The organism is Streptomyces sp. NBC_00846 (genome assembly GCF_045207325.1).
Lineage (GTDB): Bacteria > Actinomycetota > Actinomycetes > Streptomycetales > Streptomycetaceae > Streptomyces.
In genome coordinates, this window is the sequence record NZ_CP108846.1 from 3,191,410 (window position 1) to 3,205,708 (window position 14,299).

Sequence of the window (14,299 nt, forward strand, 5' to 3'; positions counted from 1 at the left end):
CCGTGGACTGGCTGCGCGCCGGTCAGGCGCTGGAGCACGTCCTGCTCACCGCCATGCTCCACCAGGTGTCACCGCGTTCTCGACCCAGCCCGTCGAATGGCCGGACCTGCGATGGCTGGCTGCTGCGCGATCCGGTCTTCGGCACGGGACAGGCCCAGATGATCGTCCACCTGGGGTACGGCCCCGGAGGACCACGCACGCCGCGCCGCCCGCTGGACCGGATACTGACCATCGAACCGTAGAAGCCGAACCGTAGAAGCAGAATCGAAGAACCGTAGAGACATCCGTACGGAAGGCGGTGGGAGCGATGCGGCTCCCCGTAGTCGTCGGAGTGGACGGATCAGAGGGCAGTCTCCGCGCCCTGGACTGGGCGGCGGCGGAAGCGGCCCGCTCGCAGCACCCCCTGCGCGTCGTCCACGCCTCGCTGTGGGAACGCTACGAGGGCATGCACCCCGACTCCGACGGCGAGCGTCCCACCGAAGAGGTCCTCGCCGAGCATCTCGTCGCCACCGCCCGTGAACGCGCCCAGCGGCTCGGGCCCGAGGTGGCCGTGACGGCCTCCGTAGAACCCGAGGACCCGGTGGCCGCACTCGTCAGGGAGAGCCACGAGGCGGCCATGGTCGTCCTCGGCTCCCGCGGCCGCGGGAGGATCGCCGGGATGCTCCTGGGCTCCGTCAGTCTCGCGCTCTCCGGCCGGTCCCACTGCCCGGTCGTGGTGATCCCGGCGAGGACACCGGACACCCCGCCGCAGTCCGGCCGCGTCGTCGTCGGGATCAGCGATGCCGCGGAACCGTCGGCGGCCACCGTCTTCGCCCTCGCCCAGGCCGCTTCGCGCCACGGCGAACTGGTCGCTGTACGGGCCTGGCGCCGCCCCGCCCACCACGCGGTGGTCCATCCGCTCATCTCGGGTTCCCCGGCCTCCGCGCACCACCGGCAGGCCGAGGAGCACCTCGAAGAGGTACTGGCGCGGCTGGACCGGACCGGTGCCCCGGACGTCACCGTCCACAGGTCGGTGGTGCAGGGGCCGGTCCACCAGGAATTGATCGAAGCCGCCAAGGGTGCGGAACTGCTGGTCGTCGGCGCGCGGCGGCCCAGCGGATGGCACGGCACCCACCTGGGCCAGGTGAACCACGCGATGTTGCACTACGCGCCCTGCCCGGTCGCCGTCGTCCCCGACGCCTACCACCGCCCCGAGCCCGGGCCCGATATGGACTGAGCGGAAGGTTCCGCAGCACCGTCGGGCGCCGTCCAGCCCGTGGGGGCGAGGAGCTCTCGGCAGCCGGGGCGACGAGCTCGGACCGCTTCGAGGTCCGCTCGGCGGGATCGGATCCCGGCGACGCCGTGAACCCGGCCGCCGTCGAGGCGATGCGCGAGGTCGGCATCGACATCTCGGCCGAGATCCCGAAGATCCTCACGGTCGACGCGGTCCGCGAGCCGGACGTCTCCATCACCATGGGCTGCGGCGACACCTGCCCGGTCTTTCCCGCCAAGCGCTACCTGGACTGGCAGCTCGAAGACCCGGCAGGCCAGGGCGTCGAGGCCGTCCGCCCGATCCGCGCCCCGATTCCGGTATCACGCGCCGGACGGACGCCAGCCCGGGTCCCGGCCGGTCAGCGCCAGCACCTGCTCGAAGGGGCCGGCCCCTTGCGGTACGGGGTACGGGTCGCCGAACACCTTCGCCTCCCGGGCCATCGGCGCCATCGCGGCCAGCCCCGGACCGATCTCGTTCAACACGGACTCGTCCGGCACGAACTCCTGGCCGGTGGCCCGCGCAAGGTCCCACGCGTGAACGGTCAGATCGCCCAGCACCATGTTCCCGACAGTCCTGGCCGGGAGCCCCATGGCCCCCGCGGTGCCCTCGTCGGCCCCGGGCACGGCCCAGGCCGCCACCAGCTTGGCCGTCTCCTCACCGAAACGCGCCCGCCAGTCCCCCGTGACGACGTCCGGCACCGCACCGAAGTCGGCCTCCTTCCTGGCCGCCAGGGCCTGAAAGTTGACGACCACTTGGAAGAGGTGGTTGATCAGGGCCCGTACGTCGTACTCCGCGCACGGCGTGGGGTCCCCCAGCCTGTTGTCGTCTATGCCGGCCAGCACGGGAACGGCCCGTCCGGCGGCCGTTTCCAGCAGCTCGCTGATTTTCTCCATCCTTCGACTCTGCACGCCGGGACGGCCGGGCGCTTGAAGAAACGCGACATCGCTCCCACTGAGTTCCGTGCCCACCGTAGGATCGCGGCCATGCCAAGTCCGCGACGTGACAGCCGGGGCATTGTCGGCGCCCCCGAACTCTTCGCGCAGGTACGCTTCCGCCGCCGCGAACCCGCCCCCGGGCTGCGGCCGTACCTGGAGCACTACTGGCTCATCGACTGGGATCTGCCGGAGCCCTACGTCTCCCATCTGGTGCCGCACCCGTCTGTGAACCTGGTCTTCCAGCGGTACGGGACCGGGGGCGGGCCCCGGACCGGTGAGGACCACCACGGCGCCGGGTCGGCCGAGATCTCGGGCATCGGCCTGGAGCTCTTCACGCAGAAGCTGGAGGGGCGGGGACGGGTCTGCGGGGTGCAGTTCCGGCCCGGCGGATTCCGCCCGTTCGCACCGGACCGGCCGGTCTCCGCGTGGACGGGGCGGCGGCTTCCCGCGGACGAGGTGTTCTCTCCGCCCGCCCCGCCGTCGGACGTGCTGGACCCGGTGGACGAGGAGGTGCGGGTGGCGGCGCTCGACGCGTACCTGCTGGCGCTCGGCCCGGAACCGGATCCGCAGGCCGAGCGTGCGATGTCGCTGGTCGACCTGGTCCGTACGGACCGCACGGTGCGCCGCGTCGACGAACTCGCCCGCGTCGAGGGGCTGTCGTCGCGCTCGCTCCAGCGGCTCTTCGCCACGTATGTCGGAGTCGGCCCCAAGTGGGTCATCCTCCGCTACCGCATCCATGAGGCGCTGGAGCGGGCCGCATCGGATCCGGAGGTGGACTGGGCGGCACTCGCGGCGGAACTCGGCTACAGCGACCAGGCCCACCTGGTCAGGGACTTCACGGCAACGGTCGGCGTCCCCCCGACAGGGTTCGCCCCACACTGACCCTGCCCCGCTGTCAGTGCCCCGTTCTACAGTTTTGACATGGAACGCACCGCTTCATCTTCCGTACGGATCGAGCCCTGGTCGGAGACCGACCTGGAACTGCTCCGCCGTGCCAACGCAAGGGAGTTGATGGACCATCTGGGCGGACCCGAGTCGGAGGAACTGCTCATAGCGCGTCACGAGCGCTATGTGGAGATGAGCGCGGACCGCACGGGCCGGGGCAGGATGTTCCGCATCGCCCTGGCCGGCGGGGACGAGGCCGTGGGCACGATCGGCTTCTGGGAGCGGACCTGGCAGGGCCGGAAGGTGTACGAGACGGGCTGGGCCGTCCTCCCCGGACACCAGGGCCTGGGCATCGCGACGGCCGCCACGACAGCCGTGGCCGAGCAGGCCCGCGCCGAGCACAGGCACCGCTATCTGCACGCCTATCCGTCGGTCGACAACGGCGCGTCGAACGCGGTGTGCCGCAAGGCGGGCTTCACCCTGATCGGCGCGTGCGACTTCGAGTACCCACCCGGCCATGCGCTGCTGACGAACAACTGGCGGCTGGACCTCACCCCGGACGAGGAGGGCTGACCTCAGTCCAGGTCGAGGGCCTTGTCGAAATTGAACGCGCCGATGTTCAGCCGCTCCCGCAGATAGAAACGGTGGGCGTCGGTGCGCTGCGTGCCCGAGTCCAGATTGAGGTGCAGGCAACCGGCCGCCCTGGCCCGCCCTTCGACGTGTCTGAGGAGCCGGCGGCCGACACCGGTGGAACGAGACCCTTCGGCGGTCACCAGATCGTCGACGTACAGCATCCGGATCCGGCTGGTGTTGTGGACGACGCGCCAGCCGGCCGCGCCCACGCAGGCGCCCTCGTCGTCATAGGCGGCGCTGAACCGCAGCCCCTGCGGGTGCCCCTGCTCGTACACCTCCCCGAAGAGATCCTCGGTGAGGTGCGGGCGGAGTTCACGCAGTACGGGAAGCAGGTCGGCGGCCAGTCGGGCATCACCGGGTTCGAGGTCGAGGATCTTCATGCGGGAACTGTAGGCACGCGAGGAGAAAGCCCTCGCCGACGCACCCCACCCGATGACATCCTGACGGGGTGAACGGACCGCAGATCCACCTCGAAGTCGCCCCCGAGCTGCGACTCTTCGTCGCCCATGAACGCCGCCGGGGGCGCTCGAACGTGACCACCGACGGCGCGTCCACCCTCGGCCATGTCGTGGAGTCGCTCGGCATCCCGCTCACCGAGGCCGGGCAGCTCCTGGTCGACGGCCGGCCCGTATCCGTCTCCCACATCCCGAGGGCGGGCGAAGTGGTCGAGGTGCGCGCCGTGGAACGCCCCCAGCGCGTCCCGGGCGCACCTCTGAGGTTCCTGCTCGACGTCCACCTCGGCACGCTCGCCCGGCGGCTTCGGCTGCTGGGTGTCGACGCGGCGTACGAGAGCGAGGACATCGGCGATGCCGCACTGGCCGCCCGGTCCGCGGACGAGCGCCGCGTACTGCTCTCCCGCGACCGCGGGCTGCTGCACCGGCGGGAGATCTGGGCCGGGGCGTATGTCTACAGCGACCGGCCGGAGGACCAATTGCGGGACGTGCTGGAACGGTTCACCCCGCATCTGGCCCCCTGGACCAGATGCACCGCCTGCAACGGCCCGCTGAAGGCTGCCGACAAGGATTCCGTCAGCGGCAGGCTGGAACACGGAACCCGGCGCTCGTACGACGTCTTCGCGCAATGCACGGAGTGCGACCGGGTCTACTGGCGGGGCGCCCACCACACCCACCTGGACGCGATCGTCAAGAAGGCGCTCCACGACTTCGCGTCCACTCCCCCGCAGCCCTGAGAGCCGAGGAACCCCCACAAACCCCTGGAACCCTACGAACCCCAGGAGCCCCAGGGTTCGAATACTGACGGGCTACCCTCCCGCAACGCCGCGGCCTGCGGAGCGCTCAGCGCGGCAGCCGCCCCACACCGCGCCGCACACTGCGGTGCCCCCGGGATTTCCGCGGCACGCAGAGGGTGCACGAGGCGGTCACTGTCGGCCGACCCGTTGCTCTACGGCCGCTCTACGGCCGCTCAGCGGTCAGGTAGCGCTGAACGGTGGGCGCGAGCCAGGCGATCACTTCCTCGCGCGGCATCGAGACGGCGGGTTCGATCCGCAGGACGTAGCGTGCGAGCGCCATCCCCAGGATCTGCGAGGCGACGAGAGCCGCACGGCGCGGGGCGGCAGCCGGGTCCGGGCAGACGCCGACCGCTATCGGACCGAGTTGTTCGGCCAAGACCGCCTTCATCCGCTCGGCTCCGGCGTCGTTGGTGACACCGACCCTGAGCAGGCCCGTGAGCACGTCGTCGCCCTCCCATCGGTCCAGGAAGTGCGCGACGAGGGCGGCGCCTATGTGTTTGCCCGGTATCGCGCCCAGCTCGGGCATCCGCAGGTCGATCACGGACGCGGCGGCGAACAGGCCCTCCTTGTTGCCGTAGTAGCGCATGACCATCGACGGGTCGATGTTCGCGTCACGGGCGATGGCCCGGATCGTGGCGCGCTCGTACCCGTCGGCGGCGAACCGCTCGCGCGCGGCTTCGAGAATCGCGGCCTTCGTGGCGTCCGAGCGGCGGTTGGCGGTAGCGGGCTTCGTCTCCATGCCAACAACTGTAGGCCAACAAGCGTTGACACGCCAGTCACGGCAGAGTTACCGTGGCCAACAAGCGTTGACCAACGGTTGTTGGCGCGAATTGCACGAAGGTGCCAGCTGACGAACGGGCCCAGGAGGCAGACATGACCACCACCCCGCGCACCACACCCGACACCGTCGACGTCCTCGTCGTGGGCGCGGGCCCCACCGGCCTGCTGCTCGCGGGCGACCTCGCTGCCCAAGGTCTCTCGGTCGCACTCGCGGAGCGCCGCCCGCACGAGACCAGCAACATGACCCGCGCCTTCGCCGTACACGCCCGTACGCTCGAACTGCTCGACACCCGCGGCGTGGCCGACGAGCTCATCAAGACGGGCACCCCTCTCTCCGCCTTCCGCTTCTTCGGCAAGCTCTCGCTCGACCTCTCCCGGCTGCACACCCGCTTCCCCTTCGTGCTGATCACCCCGCAGTACGAGGTGGAGCACCTGCTGGAGCGCCGCGCCCGCACCACGGGCGCCCATCTCCGTTACGGCACGGAACTGACCGCGCTCCATCAGGACGCCTCATCGGACACCGTGACCGCCGAACTGCGCCAGGCGGACGGCAGCGTGACCACGCTCAGGGCCCGCTACCTCGTCGGTACCGACGGCGTGCGCAGCCGAGTGCGTCAGGCGCTCGGTCTCCCCTTCCCCGGAGAGTCCGTGATCCAGTCGATCGTCCTCGCCGACGTCCGGCTCGCCGAGGAACCCCCGGACCTCCTGACGGTCAACGGAGTGGGGGACGCCTTCGCCTTCATCGCCCCCTTCGGCGACGGCTGGTACCGCGTGATGGGCTGGAGCCGCGCCCACCAGGCCGCCGACACCGATCCCGTCGACCTCGATGAACTGTGCGAGATCACCCGCCGCGCCTTCGGCGCCGACTACGGCATGCACGACGCGCGCTGGATCTCCCGCTTCCACAGCGACGAACGTCAGGTGCCCGCCTACCGCACCGGCCGGGTCTTCCTCGCCGGGGATGCCGCCCACGTCCACTCCCCCGCAGGCGGGCAGGGCATGAACACCGGCCTCCAGGACGCCGCCAACCTCTCCTGGAAGCTCGCCGCCGTTCTGCGCGGACAGACGACCGCCCCGGAGACGCTGCTCGACAGCTATCACGCCGAACGGCACCCGGTCGGCGCAATGGTGCTCCGCTCCAGTGGCGCACTCATCCGCCTCGCCATGGCCCGCACGCCGCTGCAGCGGACGGTCCGAGCGCTCGCCGCCACCGTGCTGTCCACGATCCGGCCCGCCGCCGACAAGGCGATCGGCCAGGTCTCGGGCATCTCGATCGCCTACGCGGCCCCGCGCGGCGCCCACCCCCTCACCGCGAAGCGCGCCCCGGATCTGAGCCTGCGGGAGGGCCGCCTCCACCAACTCCTGCGCGACGGCACGTTCGTCCTCGTCACCCCCGCCGACGCCACCACTCCGGCATCGCCCATCCCCTTGGTGCACGCCCACTGGAGGAGCGACCGCACCACCTCGCTGCTCGTCCGCCCCGACGGCTACATCGCCTGGGCGAGCGACCACGCCGACCAGGCGGCCCTGCAGACCGCGCTCACGCTATGAACACCCACCTCGCACCCGCAGCATCCACAGCGCCCGTCGTGCCGGCATCGCGGGCCGCCGACGGTCAGAACACGTACTCGTCCCCAGTGGCCGGGGCCAGTACCTCGTAGTCGTTGTTCTGCGGGTTCCGGTCGGTCGCCCCGCCGTTCCACAGCGTGTCGACCCGTACGACGACCTCGTCCGGCTGCCCCGCAAGCTGCAGTTCGACGGCGAGCTGCCGCCCCTCCGTCTCATCCGTGCGCAGCGCACCCGTGCGGCACAGCACGGTCAGCCGGTCCGCCTGCAGACAGCCTTCCGGAAGCTCCTGCCGCCCGAAGAGCATCACCGATGTACGCACCCGCAGGGTCATATCGGCCAGGTTCGACGGACCATAGTTCACGCTCTGCACCCAGACGCCGAGCCCCGAACCCCACAGCGAGACATGCCCGTGGTGCGACACGTCCGCCTCGGGCGAGATCCCCCCGGCCGCCGCCCCCGCCCGATTCCCATTCCCAGCCCCAGCCGCAGCCGCGCCACCCATCCCGAGCACCACAACCACAGCCATAGCCACAGCTACCGCCGCTGCGGCCGCAGCAGACTCCGCAGGCGCACCTCTACGTGTCACTACCATGCCCCGAAGATACAGATCGCCCTGAATCATCCATATTTACCCACCAGTTCGGCGCGCCTTCCCCCGCGCCTCGCCCACGACTCCTCCTCGGTCTCCCGGGGCCTCGCCCCCTGGCCCCGGCTCCCTCCCCTCCCATGACACGCTGAGTCCATGGTCGTCGCCCGCTCCGTAGCCCTGTTCGTCGTCGCCGCGCTTTTCGAGATCGGCGGCGCCTGGCTCGTCTGGCAGGGCATACGTGAACACCGGGGCTGGATCTGGATCGGCGCCGGCGTCATCGCACTCGGCGTCTACGGTCTTGTCGCCACGCTCCAGCCGGACGGCGAGTTCGGCCGCATCCTCGCCGCGTACGGCGGTGTCTTCGTCGCGGGCTCGATCGCCTGGGGCGTCGTCGCCGACGGCTACCGCCCCGACCGCTGGGACGTGATCGGCGCGCTGATCTGCCTGGCCGGCATGGCCGTCATCATGTACGCCCCCCGCAACCACTGACCGCAGGCCTGCCTATCCTGACCCCGTACCGATCTGCTGTCCGAGGAGTCCGCCATGGCCGCCACCCCGATCGCCGTCATCACCGGAGCGAGCAGCGGCATCGGCGCCGCGACCGCCCGCCGGCTGGCGTCCGCCGGCTACCGCGTGGTCCTGACCGCCCGCCGCAAGGACCGCATCGAGGCACTCGCCGCCGAGATCAACCAGGCGGGCCACCAGGCAACGGCCTACGCCCTGGATGTCACCGACCGCGACGCCGTGGACGAGTTCGCCACGGCGTTCCGCACCCTCGCCGTCCTCGTCAACAACGCGGGCGGCGCGCTCGGCGCCGACCCCGTCGCCACCGGCGACCCCGCCGACTGGCGCCAGATGTACGAGACGAACGTCATCGGCACGCTCAACGTCACCCAGGCCCTGCTGCCCGCGCTCACCGAGGGCGGCGACGGCACGATCGTAATCCTCTCCTCCACCGCGGGCCTCTCCACGTACGAGGGCGGTGGCGGCTACGTGGCCGCCAAGCACGGCGAACACGTCCTGGCCGAGACGCTCCGACTGGAGATCGTCGGCACCCCGGTCCGCGTCATCGAGGTGGCCCCCGGCATGGTCAAGACGGAGGAGTTCGCCACCACCCGTTTCCGCGGCGACACCGAGAAGGCGGCAAAGGTCTACGCGGGCGTCGAGGCCCCCCTCACCGCCGACGACGTGGCCGACACCATCACCTGGGCCATCACCCGCCCCAGCCACGTCAACATCGACCTCCTGGTGGTCCGCCCCCGCGCCCAGGCCTCCAACACCAAGGTCCACCGCACCGCCTGAGCCCTCCGGGACCCCGAACGGAGCAGCCGGACGGGCCCGGACACAAGCGAGCCCCGGACGCGCAATCCACGCCCGGGGCCCTCGTTTCTCATGCGTAAGGGGCCTCAGCCCTTCACGCACACCACCTGCTTGAGCTTGGCGACGACCTCCACCAGGTCCCGCTGCTGCTCGATGACCTGCTCGATCGGCTTGTACGCGGCCGGAATCTCATCCACGACGCCGGAGTCCTTACGGCACTCCACGCCCCGCGTCTGATCCTCCAGGTCCCGCGCCGTGAAGCGCCGCTTCGCCGCGTTCCGGCTCATCTTCCGGCCGGCGCCGTGCGAGGCCGAGTTGAAGGACTTCTCGTTCCCGAGTCCCTTCACAATGTACGAGCCGGTGCCCATCGAGCCCGGGATGATTCCGTACTCACCGGCCCCGGCACGGATCGCACCCTTCCGGGTGACCAGCAGGTCCATGCCCTCGTAGTGCTCTTCACTGACGTAGTTGTGGTGACAGCTGATCTCCGGCTCGAAGGTGACCTTGGCCTTCCTGAATTCCTTGCGGACGACTTCCTTCAGGAGCCCCATCATGATCGCGCGGTTGCGCTTCGCGTACTCCTGAGCCCAGAACAGGTCGTTCCGGTAGTCCGCCATCGGCGGGGTGTCAGCGATGAACACGGCCAGGTCACGGTCGATCAGGTTCTGGTTGTGCGGCAGCTTCTGCGCCTGCCCGATGTGGAAGTCGGCCAGTTCCTTGCCGATGTTCCGCGATCCGGAGTGCAGCATCAGCCAGACGGAACCCGACTCGTCGAGGCAGAACTCGATGAAATGGTTTCCCGATCCGAGCGTTCCCATCTGCTTCGTGGCTCGTTCCCGACGGAATTTGACCGCGTCGGCCACCCCGTCGAACTCTCCCCAGAAGTCGTCCCACCCCTTCGACGAGAGGCCGTACACCCGGTCCGGGTCCACGGCGTCGTCATGCATGCCGCGACCCACCGGAATGGCCTGCTCGATCCTCGACCGCAGCCGGGACAGGTCACCCGGCAGGTCGTTGGCCGTCAGGGACGACTTCACCGCGGACATCCCGCAGCCGATGTCCACGCCGACCGCCGCCGGACACACCGCTCCGCGCATCGCGATCACCGAACCGACCGTCGCGCCCTTGCCGAAGTGGACGTCCGGCATGACGGCGAGTCCCTTGATCCAGGGCAGGGTGGCCACATTGTGCAACTGCCGCATCGCAACGTCCTCGACCGAAGCCGGGTCGGCCCACATGCGGATCGGAACCTTCGCGCCCGGCACCTCTACATACGACATACTTCCTCGATTCCCCCGAAAAGCCTGAAAGCGCAAAACCGGTGCCAAGATCGACAAATATGTCGGCCGACCGGCAATCACAGCGGCGCGTGCGATACACATTGTGTCCACCGGTCGCCATCGAGCGGCAACCGTTTTTCGCACGAAGGGAGCCCAGGACCGTGCGACGAATGGCGTACGTACCCGGCACCGCGCTATTGGCAGCGCTTGTCGTCGGCTGCAGTGCCAGCACCGGAACGGGTGGCTCCGCCCCCGACAGCAAGCCCGGCGAGGCAACCGTCGCGGCCGCCGCTCCGGGCAAGTACCGCACCCTCCTCGATCCTTGTCGCGCCGTTGCGTCGTCCGCCCTGAAGGACCTGCTTCCGGGCGCCGCCGATCTGACCGAGGACCAGCAGAAGAAGGTGTACGACGGCACGGCCACCGTCACCTACGACACCGACCGCCGCGTCGGCTGCCGCTGGAAGTCCGAGGCCTCCGACTCCTCGCACACCCTCTTCGTCGACTTCGAGCGGGTCGTGTCCTACGACCCCTCGGTGAGCGATGACGACCGGGCTCGCGAGGTGTACGGGAAGAAGGAGGCCGCCGTCGGCCTGTCGGCGGACGCGAACACCGATGCCGCCACCGACGCCGCCACGCCCGGCAGCACGAAGAAGCAGACGCCCTCCGCCTCCGCCTCCGCCTCCGCCTCCAAGGACAAGAACGCGGACGATCCCGGAGGCGACAGCGCCGACAGGAACAACAGCGCAAACACCGACGCCATTACGGCTGACAGTTCCGGCAGCTCCGGAAGTTCCGACGAGAACCTCGCCCCGCGCGCCCTCGACGACATCGGGGACAGTGCATTTCTGGACGATCTGCTCACCCGGGCTGGTTCCACCACACAGAACCGCACGGTGAGCGTGGTATTCCGCACATCGAACGTCATCGTGACCATCCAGTACACCGAGCAGCCGACCGTCTCCACGGTGGTCCCCGACAGCAAGGAACTGCAGGAGAAGGCCCAGTCCCTGGCCCGGAAGCTGGTCGAGAAGTTCAGCGAATAGCCCCGCCCGGGGCGCCCCGGACCGGCACCGTCCCCGCCCGCCGAGCACCCGGCCGAGGCGGCACCCGATCGCTGTCCGTCGTACCGTGGCCCTCCGGAACACCAACCGGAACACACCAACCGGGACACCACCCAAAACACCCCCGGCCCCTCCCGGAACGTCCGCCGACCACCTGGCAGCCCGACCGCCGCGCCACCCGAGTGAAGGAACCATGCACCGTTCAGCCCCGCGACTCTCCCGCATACTCGCCTGCGCCGCCGTTCCGGTGATGCTCGTCGTCGCCGGCTGCTCGTCGGACTCCGGCGGCAAGGACAAGAAGGACTCGTCGGCTTCGTCCTCGTCGTCCGCGGAACCGAGCGCAAAGAAGTCGGAAGCGAGCGTCGCGCCCGCCAAGTTCGCCGCGCTGCCCGACCCGTGCAAGTCGATCGCCAAGAAGACGGTCACCTCCCTGGTCCCCTATGCGAAGTCCAAGAGCGGCACGGCCGCCAACTCCAGCGACATGTCGTACCGCGCCGGCTGCTCCTGGAACGGCCTTGCCGACAAGGGCGTGCACGGTTCCCAGTACCGCTGGCTCGACGTCGGCTTCACCCGCTTCGACTCGGACCAGGCCCTGGGAAGCGGCGCCGAGCGGGCGCAGCAGGACTACGCGAAGCAGGTAGCCAAGGCCAAGGCGGCCGAGGGTGCGAAGAAGGTCGCCGAGGGGCCCGTCAGCGGCATCGGCGAGCAGGCCACCAAGATCACGTACGACCTCACCAAGACGAGTGAGGACTTCAAGTACGCAACGATCGTGGCCCGTACGGAGAACGTCGTCGTCACCCTCACCTACAACGGCGCGGGTTACGCGGGCGCGAAGACCCCGTCCGACGACGACATCCTGAAGGGCGCCGAGAAGGCGGCCAAGGAGGCGGTCGCCTCGGTCGCCTCGGTCGCCACCCCCGCCGCCGCCGACACGAAGCCGGACGCACCGGGCAAATCCGCCGAGCCCAGCAAGTCCGCCAAGACGAGCTAGCCGACGCGGCAGGGCGCGGCAGGCCCCTCGGGACGCCCCTCAACACCCCTGCCCAGAAGCAGTTTTACGAAGCCCCTCACCAAGCCCGTTACGAGGCCCGGTCCTCCCCCGAGTACCGGGCCTCGCCCCTCCCCGCGCAACACGCCGCGCCCTCATGTGCCAGGCTGTGCCCGCCGGAAGTCGAAGCAGGACGTCGAAGCAGAGCATCAGCGCAGGGCGTCGGATACGGGAAACGGGGAGGGGAACGCGGGTGGCCGCGATGCAGCTGACACGCACCCACCGAATACTCATCGGGCTCGTGGTCGCCGGTGCGGTACTCATCGCCGCGATCGGTTTCGCGGGCTCGTACGCGGCGGTGCGCGAGCTCGCGCTGCAGAAGGGCTTCGGGAACTTCTCGCTGGTCTTCCCGATCGGCATCGACGCGGGCATCTGTGTCCTGCTCGCCCTGGACCTGCTGCTGACCTGGATGCGCATCCCCTTCCCGCTGCTGCGCCAGACGGCCTGGCTGCTGACCGCAGCGACGATCGCCTTCAACGGCGCCGCAGCCTGGCCCGACCCGCTCGGCGTCGGCATGCACGCGGTCATCCCCGTGCTGTTCGTCGTCTCCGTCGAGGCCGCCCGGCACGCCGTGGGCCGGATCGCCGACATCACCGCCGACAAACACATGGAAGGCGTACGGCTCACCCGCTGGCTGCTCTCCCCCGTACCGACATTCAAGCTCTGGCGGCGCATGAAACTCTGGGAACTCCGGTCCTACGAACAGGTCATCAAACTCGAACAGGACCGGCTCATCTACCAGGCCCGCCTCCAAGCCCGCTTCGGCCGCAACTGGCGCCGCAAAGCACCCATCGAATCCCTGATGCCGCTACGCCTGGCGAAGTACGGCGTCCCACTGGCCGACACCGGCCCGTCCGGCCTCGCCGCCGCAGGCATCGAACCAGCCCTGCTACCCCCCGCCCCGGCGCCGGCCCTGACCTCGTCCGGACCGGACGAGTTCCCGGAACTGCCGTACGCAGAGCCCCACCCGAAGCAGCAATCCCAGCAGCAGCACCCGGAACAGCAATCCCAGCAGCACCCGCAACAGCAACAGCAGCAGCACGCCCACCCCTCCGAGCCGGCCCATCCCTCCGAGCCGGCCCCCGCTTCCGAGGAGTGGCAGCAGGAGGGGCCCGGCTCGCACGAGAGCCCCTGGTTCGCGGCGGCCCATGTCCCGGACGACGCGTACGAGGGTGCGTACAACCCGACGTACGTCGAGGGCCTGGAGCCGACCCCGATCATGGTCCCGTCGGGCGCCGGCGGCCGCACCCGCCCCCTGGGCAACGTGGGCACCATCGGCGCCGTCCCGGGCCCCCGCACCGCGGAACACCAGGAATCGCAGCCCCAGCCGCAGCCCCAGCCCGAAGAGCCGGAGCCGGAACCCCGGCACGTGCAGCAGCAGGAGCCCGACCCGTCCGAGTGGGCCGAGGCCGAAGTCGAGTTCGGCAAGATCGCGTACGAGGTGTTCACCGCGTACACGAAATCGCACCAGGACTACCCGAGCGCGGAGGTCCTCGACATACACCTCTCCGACGGCCACAACGTCCGCCATCCCCGCAGCGCGGCCCTGCTCCGCCGCCTTCTGCCGGGATTCAAGCAGCGCTTCGACACCGAGATGGCGGAGAACCACATCGCGTAGGACCCCGCCCCGCCCGTGCCGGCGTTCAAAGCCGGAACCAGCGCGGACGCGACGAACACGCGACGGAACCGACAGCGGCA

16 protein-coding genes and 1 pseudogene are annotated in these 14,299 nt (G+C 70.0%); 12 read left to right on the forward strand and 5 right to left on the reverse strand.

All coding sequences use genetic code 11. The features are described from left to right. Positions 1-2: 2 nt before the first annotated feature. From OG936_RS14675 to OG936_RS14685, 3 genes and pseudogenes are all read left to right on the forward strand, one after another. Positions 3-242 (forward strand): hypothetical protein, encoded by a 240-nt coding sequence (locus OG936_RS14675; protein WP_406495136.1) that lies wholly within the window; start codon positions 3-5, stop codon positions 240-242. A 65-nt stretch (positions 243-307) separates the two neighbouring features. Beyond that, the gene (locus OG936_RS14680) at positions 308-1,216 is read left to right on the forward strand and encodes a universal stress protein (RefSeq protein WP_406495138.1); all 909 of its coding nucleotides are present in this window, start codon (positions 308-310) and stop codon (positions 1,214-1,216) included. Further along, positions 1,213-1,614: pseudogene (locus OG936_RS14685) on the forward strand (hypothetical protein); the annotation flags it as partial. The gene OG936_RS14680 and the pseudogene OG936_RS14685, both read left to right, overlap by 4 nt. On the opposite strand, the gene OG936_RS14690 reads toward OG936_RS14685, so the two are convergent. After that, complete coding sequence (locus OG936_RS14690; protein WP_383759605.1) at positions 1,573-2,145, reverse strand: TIGR03086 family metal-binding protein; 573 nt, start codon at positions 2,143-2,145, stop codon at positions 1,573-1,575. The pseudogene OG936_RS14685 and the gene OG936_RS14690 sit on opposite strands and share 42 nt — an antisense overlap. A gap of 90 nt (positions 2,146-2,235) precedes the next feature. Here OG936_RS14690 and OG936_RS14695 point away from each other — a divergent pair, with 90 nt between their 5' ends. Both OG936_RS14695 and OG936_RS14700 read left to right on the forward strand, forming a co-directional pair. Beyond that, positions 2,236-3,069 carry a DUF6597 domain-containing transcriptional factor gene (locus OG936_RS14695; RefSeq protein ID WP_406500455.1) on the forward strand — a complete coding sequence of 278 codons (834 nt, stop codon included), beginning with the start codon at positions 2,236-2,238 and terminating at the stop codon, positions 3,067-3,069. A 39-nt stretch (positions 3,070-3,108) separates the two neighbouring features. Beyond that, positions 3,109-3,645 carry a GNAT family N-acetyltransferase gene (locus tag OG936_RS14700; protein ID WP_406495140.1) on the forward strand — a complete coding sequence of 179 codons (537 nt, stop codon included), beginning with the start codon at positions 3,109-3,111 and terminating at the stop codon, positions 3,643-3,645. A gap of 2 nt (positions 3,646-3,647) precedes the next feature. Here OG936_RS14700 and OG936_RS14705 read toward each other — a convergent pair whose 3' ends face one another. Then, positions 3,648-4,085: a GNAT family N-acetyltransferase gene (locus OG936_RS14705; protein WP_406495142.1), complete on the reverse strand. Its 438-nt coding sequence runs from the start codon at positions 4,083-4,085 to the stop codon at positions 3,648-3,650. Between the two features lie 68 nt (positions 4,086-4,153). Between OG936_RS14705 and OG936_RS14710 the strand changes: the two genes are divergently transcribed. Beyond that, complete coding sequence (locus OG936_RS14710; protein ID WP_406495144.1) at positions 4,154-4,894, forward strand: Mut7-C RNAse domain-containing protein; 741 nt, start codon at positions 4,154-4,156, stop codon at positions 4,892-4,894. A 223-nt stretch (positions 4,895-5,117) separates the two neighbouring features. Here the strand turns inward: OG936_RS14710 and OG936_RS14715 are convergent, their stop codons facing one another. Continuing rightward, the gene (locus OG936_RS14715) at positions 5,118-5,693 is read right to left on the reverse strand and encodes a TetR/AcrR family transcriptional regulator (RefSeq protein ID WP_266746883.1); all 576 of its coding nucleotides are present in this window, start codon (positions 5,691-5,693) and stop codon (positions 5,118-5,120) included. A 134-nt stretch (positions 5,694-5,827) separates the two neighbouring features. Between OG936_RS14715 and OG936_RS14720 the strand changes: the two genes are divergently transcribed. Further along, positions 5,828-7,285, forward strand: coding sequence for an FAD-dependent monooxygenase (locus tag OG936_RS14720; protein ID WP_406495146.1), 1,458 nt, complete (start codon positions 5,828-5,830; stop codon positions 7,283-7,285). A gap of 64 nt (positions 7,286-7,349) precedes the next feature. Here OG936_RS14720 and OG936_RS14725 read toward each other — a convergent pair whose 3' ends face one another. Continuing rightward, positions 7,350-7,724: a hypothetical protein gene (locus OG936_RS14725; RefSeq protein ID WP_406495148.1), complete on the reverse strand. Its 375-nt coding sequence runs from the start codon at positions 7,722-7,724 to the stop codon at positions 7,350-7,352. Between the two features lie 321 nt (positions 7,725-8,045). Between OG936_RS14725 and OG936_RS14730 the strand changes: the two genes are divergently transcribed. Then, the gene (locus OG936_RS14730) at positions 8,046-8,381 is read left to right on the forward strand and encodes a YnfA family protein (protein WP_266746886.1); all 336 of its coding nucleotides are present in this window, start codon (positions 8,046-8,048) and stop codon (positions 8,379-8,381) included. 54 nt (positions 8,382-8,435) lie between these two features. Beyond that, positions 8,436-9,194 carry an SDR family NAD(P)-dependent oxidoreductase gene (locus OG936_RS14735; RefSeq protein WP_266746887.1) on the forward strand — a complete coding sequence of 253 codons (759 nt, stop codon included), beginning with the start codon at positions 8,436-8,438 and terminating at the stop codon, positions 9,192-9,194. 104 nt (positions 9,195-9,298) lie between these two features. On the opposite strand, the gene OG936_RS14740 is transcribed toward OG936_RS14735, so the two are convergent. Then, positions 9,299-10,492 carry an RtcB family protein gene (locus tag OG936_RS14740; RefSeq protein WP_406495151.1) on the reverse strand — a complete coding sequence of 398 codons (1,194 nt, stop codon included), beginning with the start codon at positions 10,490-10,492 and terminating at the stop codon, positions 9,299-9,301. 170 nt (positions 10,493-10,662) lie between these two features. Here OG936_RS14740 and OG936_RS14745 point away from each other — a divergent pair, with 170 nt between their 5' ends. The 3 genes from OG936_RS14745 to OG936_RS14755 all read left to right on the forward strand — a co-directional run bounded on the left by OG936_RS14745 (position 10,663) and on the right by OG936_RS14755 (position 14,219). After that, positions 10,663-11,535: a DUF3558 domain-containing protein gene (locus tag OG936_RS14745; protein ID WP_406495153.1), complete on the forward strand. Its 873-nt coding sequence runs from the start codon at positions 10,663-10,665 to the stop codon at positions 11,533-11,535. 211 nt (positions 11,536-11,746) lie between these two features. Beyond that, the gene (locus OG936_RS14750; RefSeq protein WP_406495155.1) at positions 11,747-12,544 is read left to right on the forward strand and encodes a DUF3558 family protein; all 798 of its coding nucleotides are present in this window, start codon (positions 11,747-11,749) and stop codon (positions 12,542-12,544) included. Between the two features lie 250 nt (positions 12,545-12,794). Beyond that, positions 12,795-14,219 (forward strand): DUF2637 domain-containing protein, encoded by a 1,425-nt coding sequence (locus OG936_RS14755; protein WP_406495157.1) that lies wholly within the window; start codon positions 12,795-12,797, stop codon positions 14,217-14,219. The last annotated feature ends 80 nt before the right edge of the window (positions 14,220-14,299 follow it).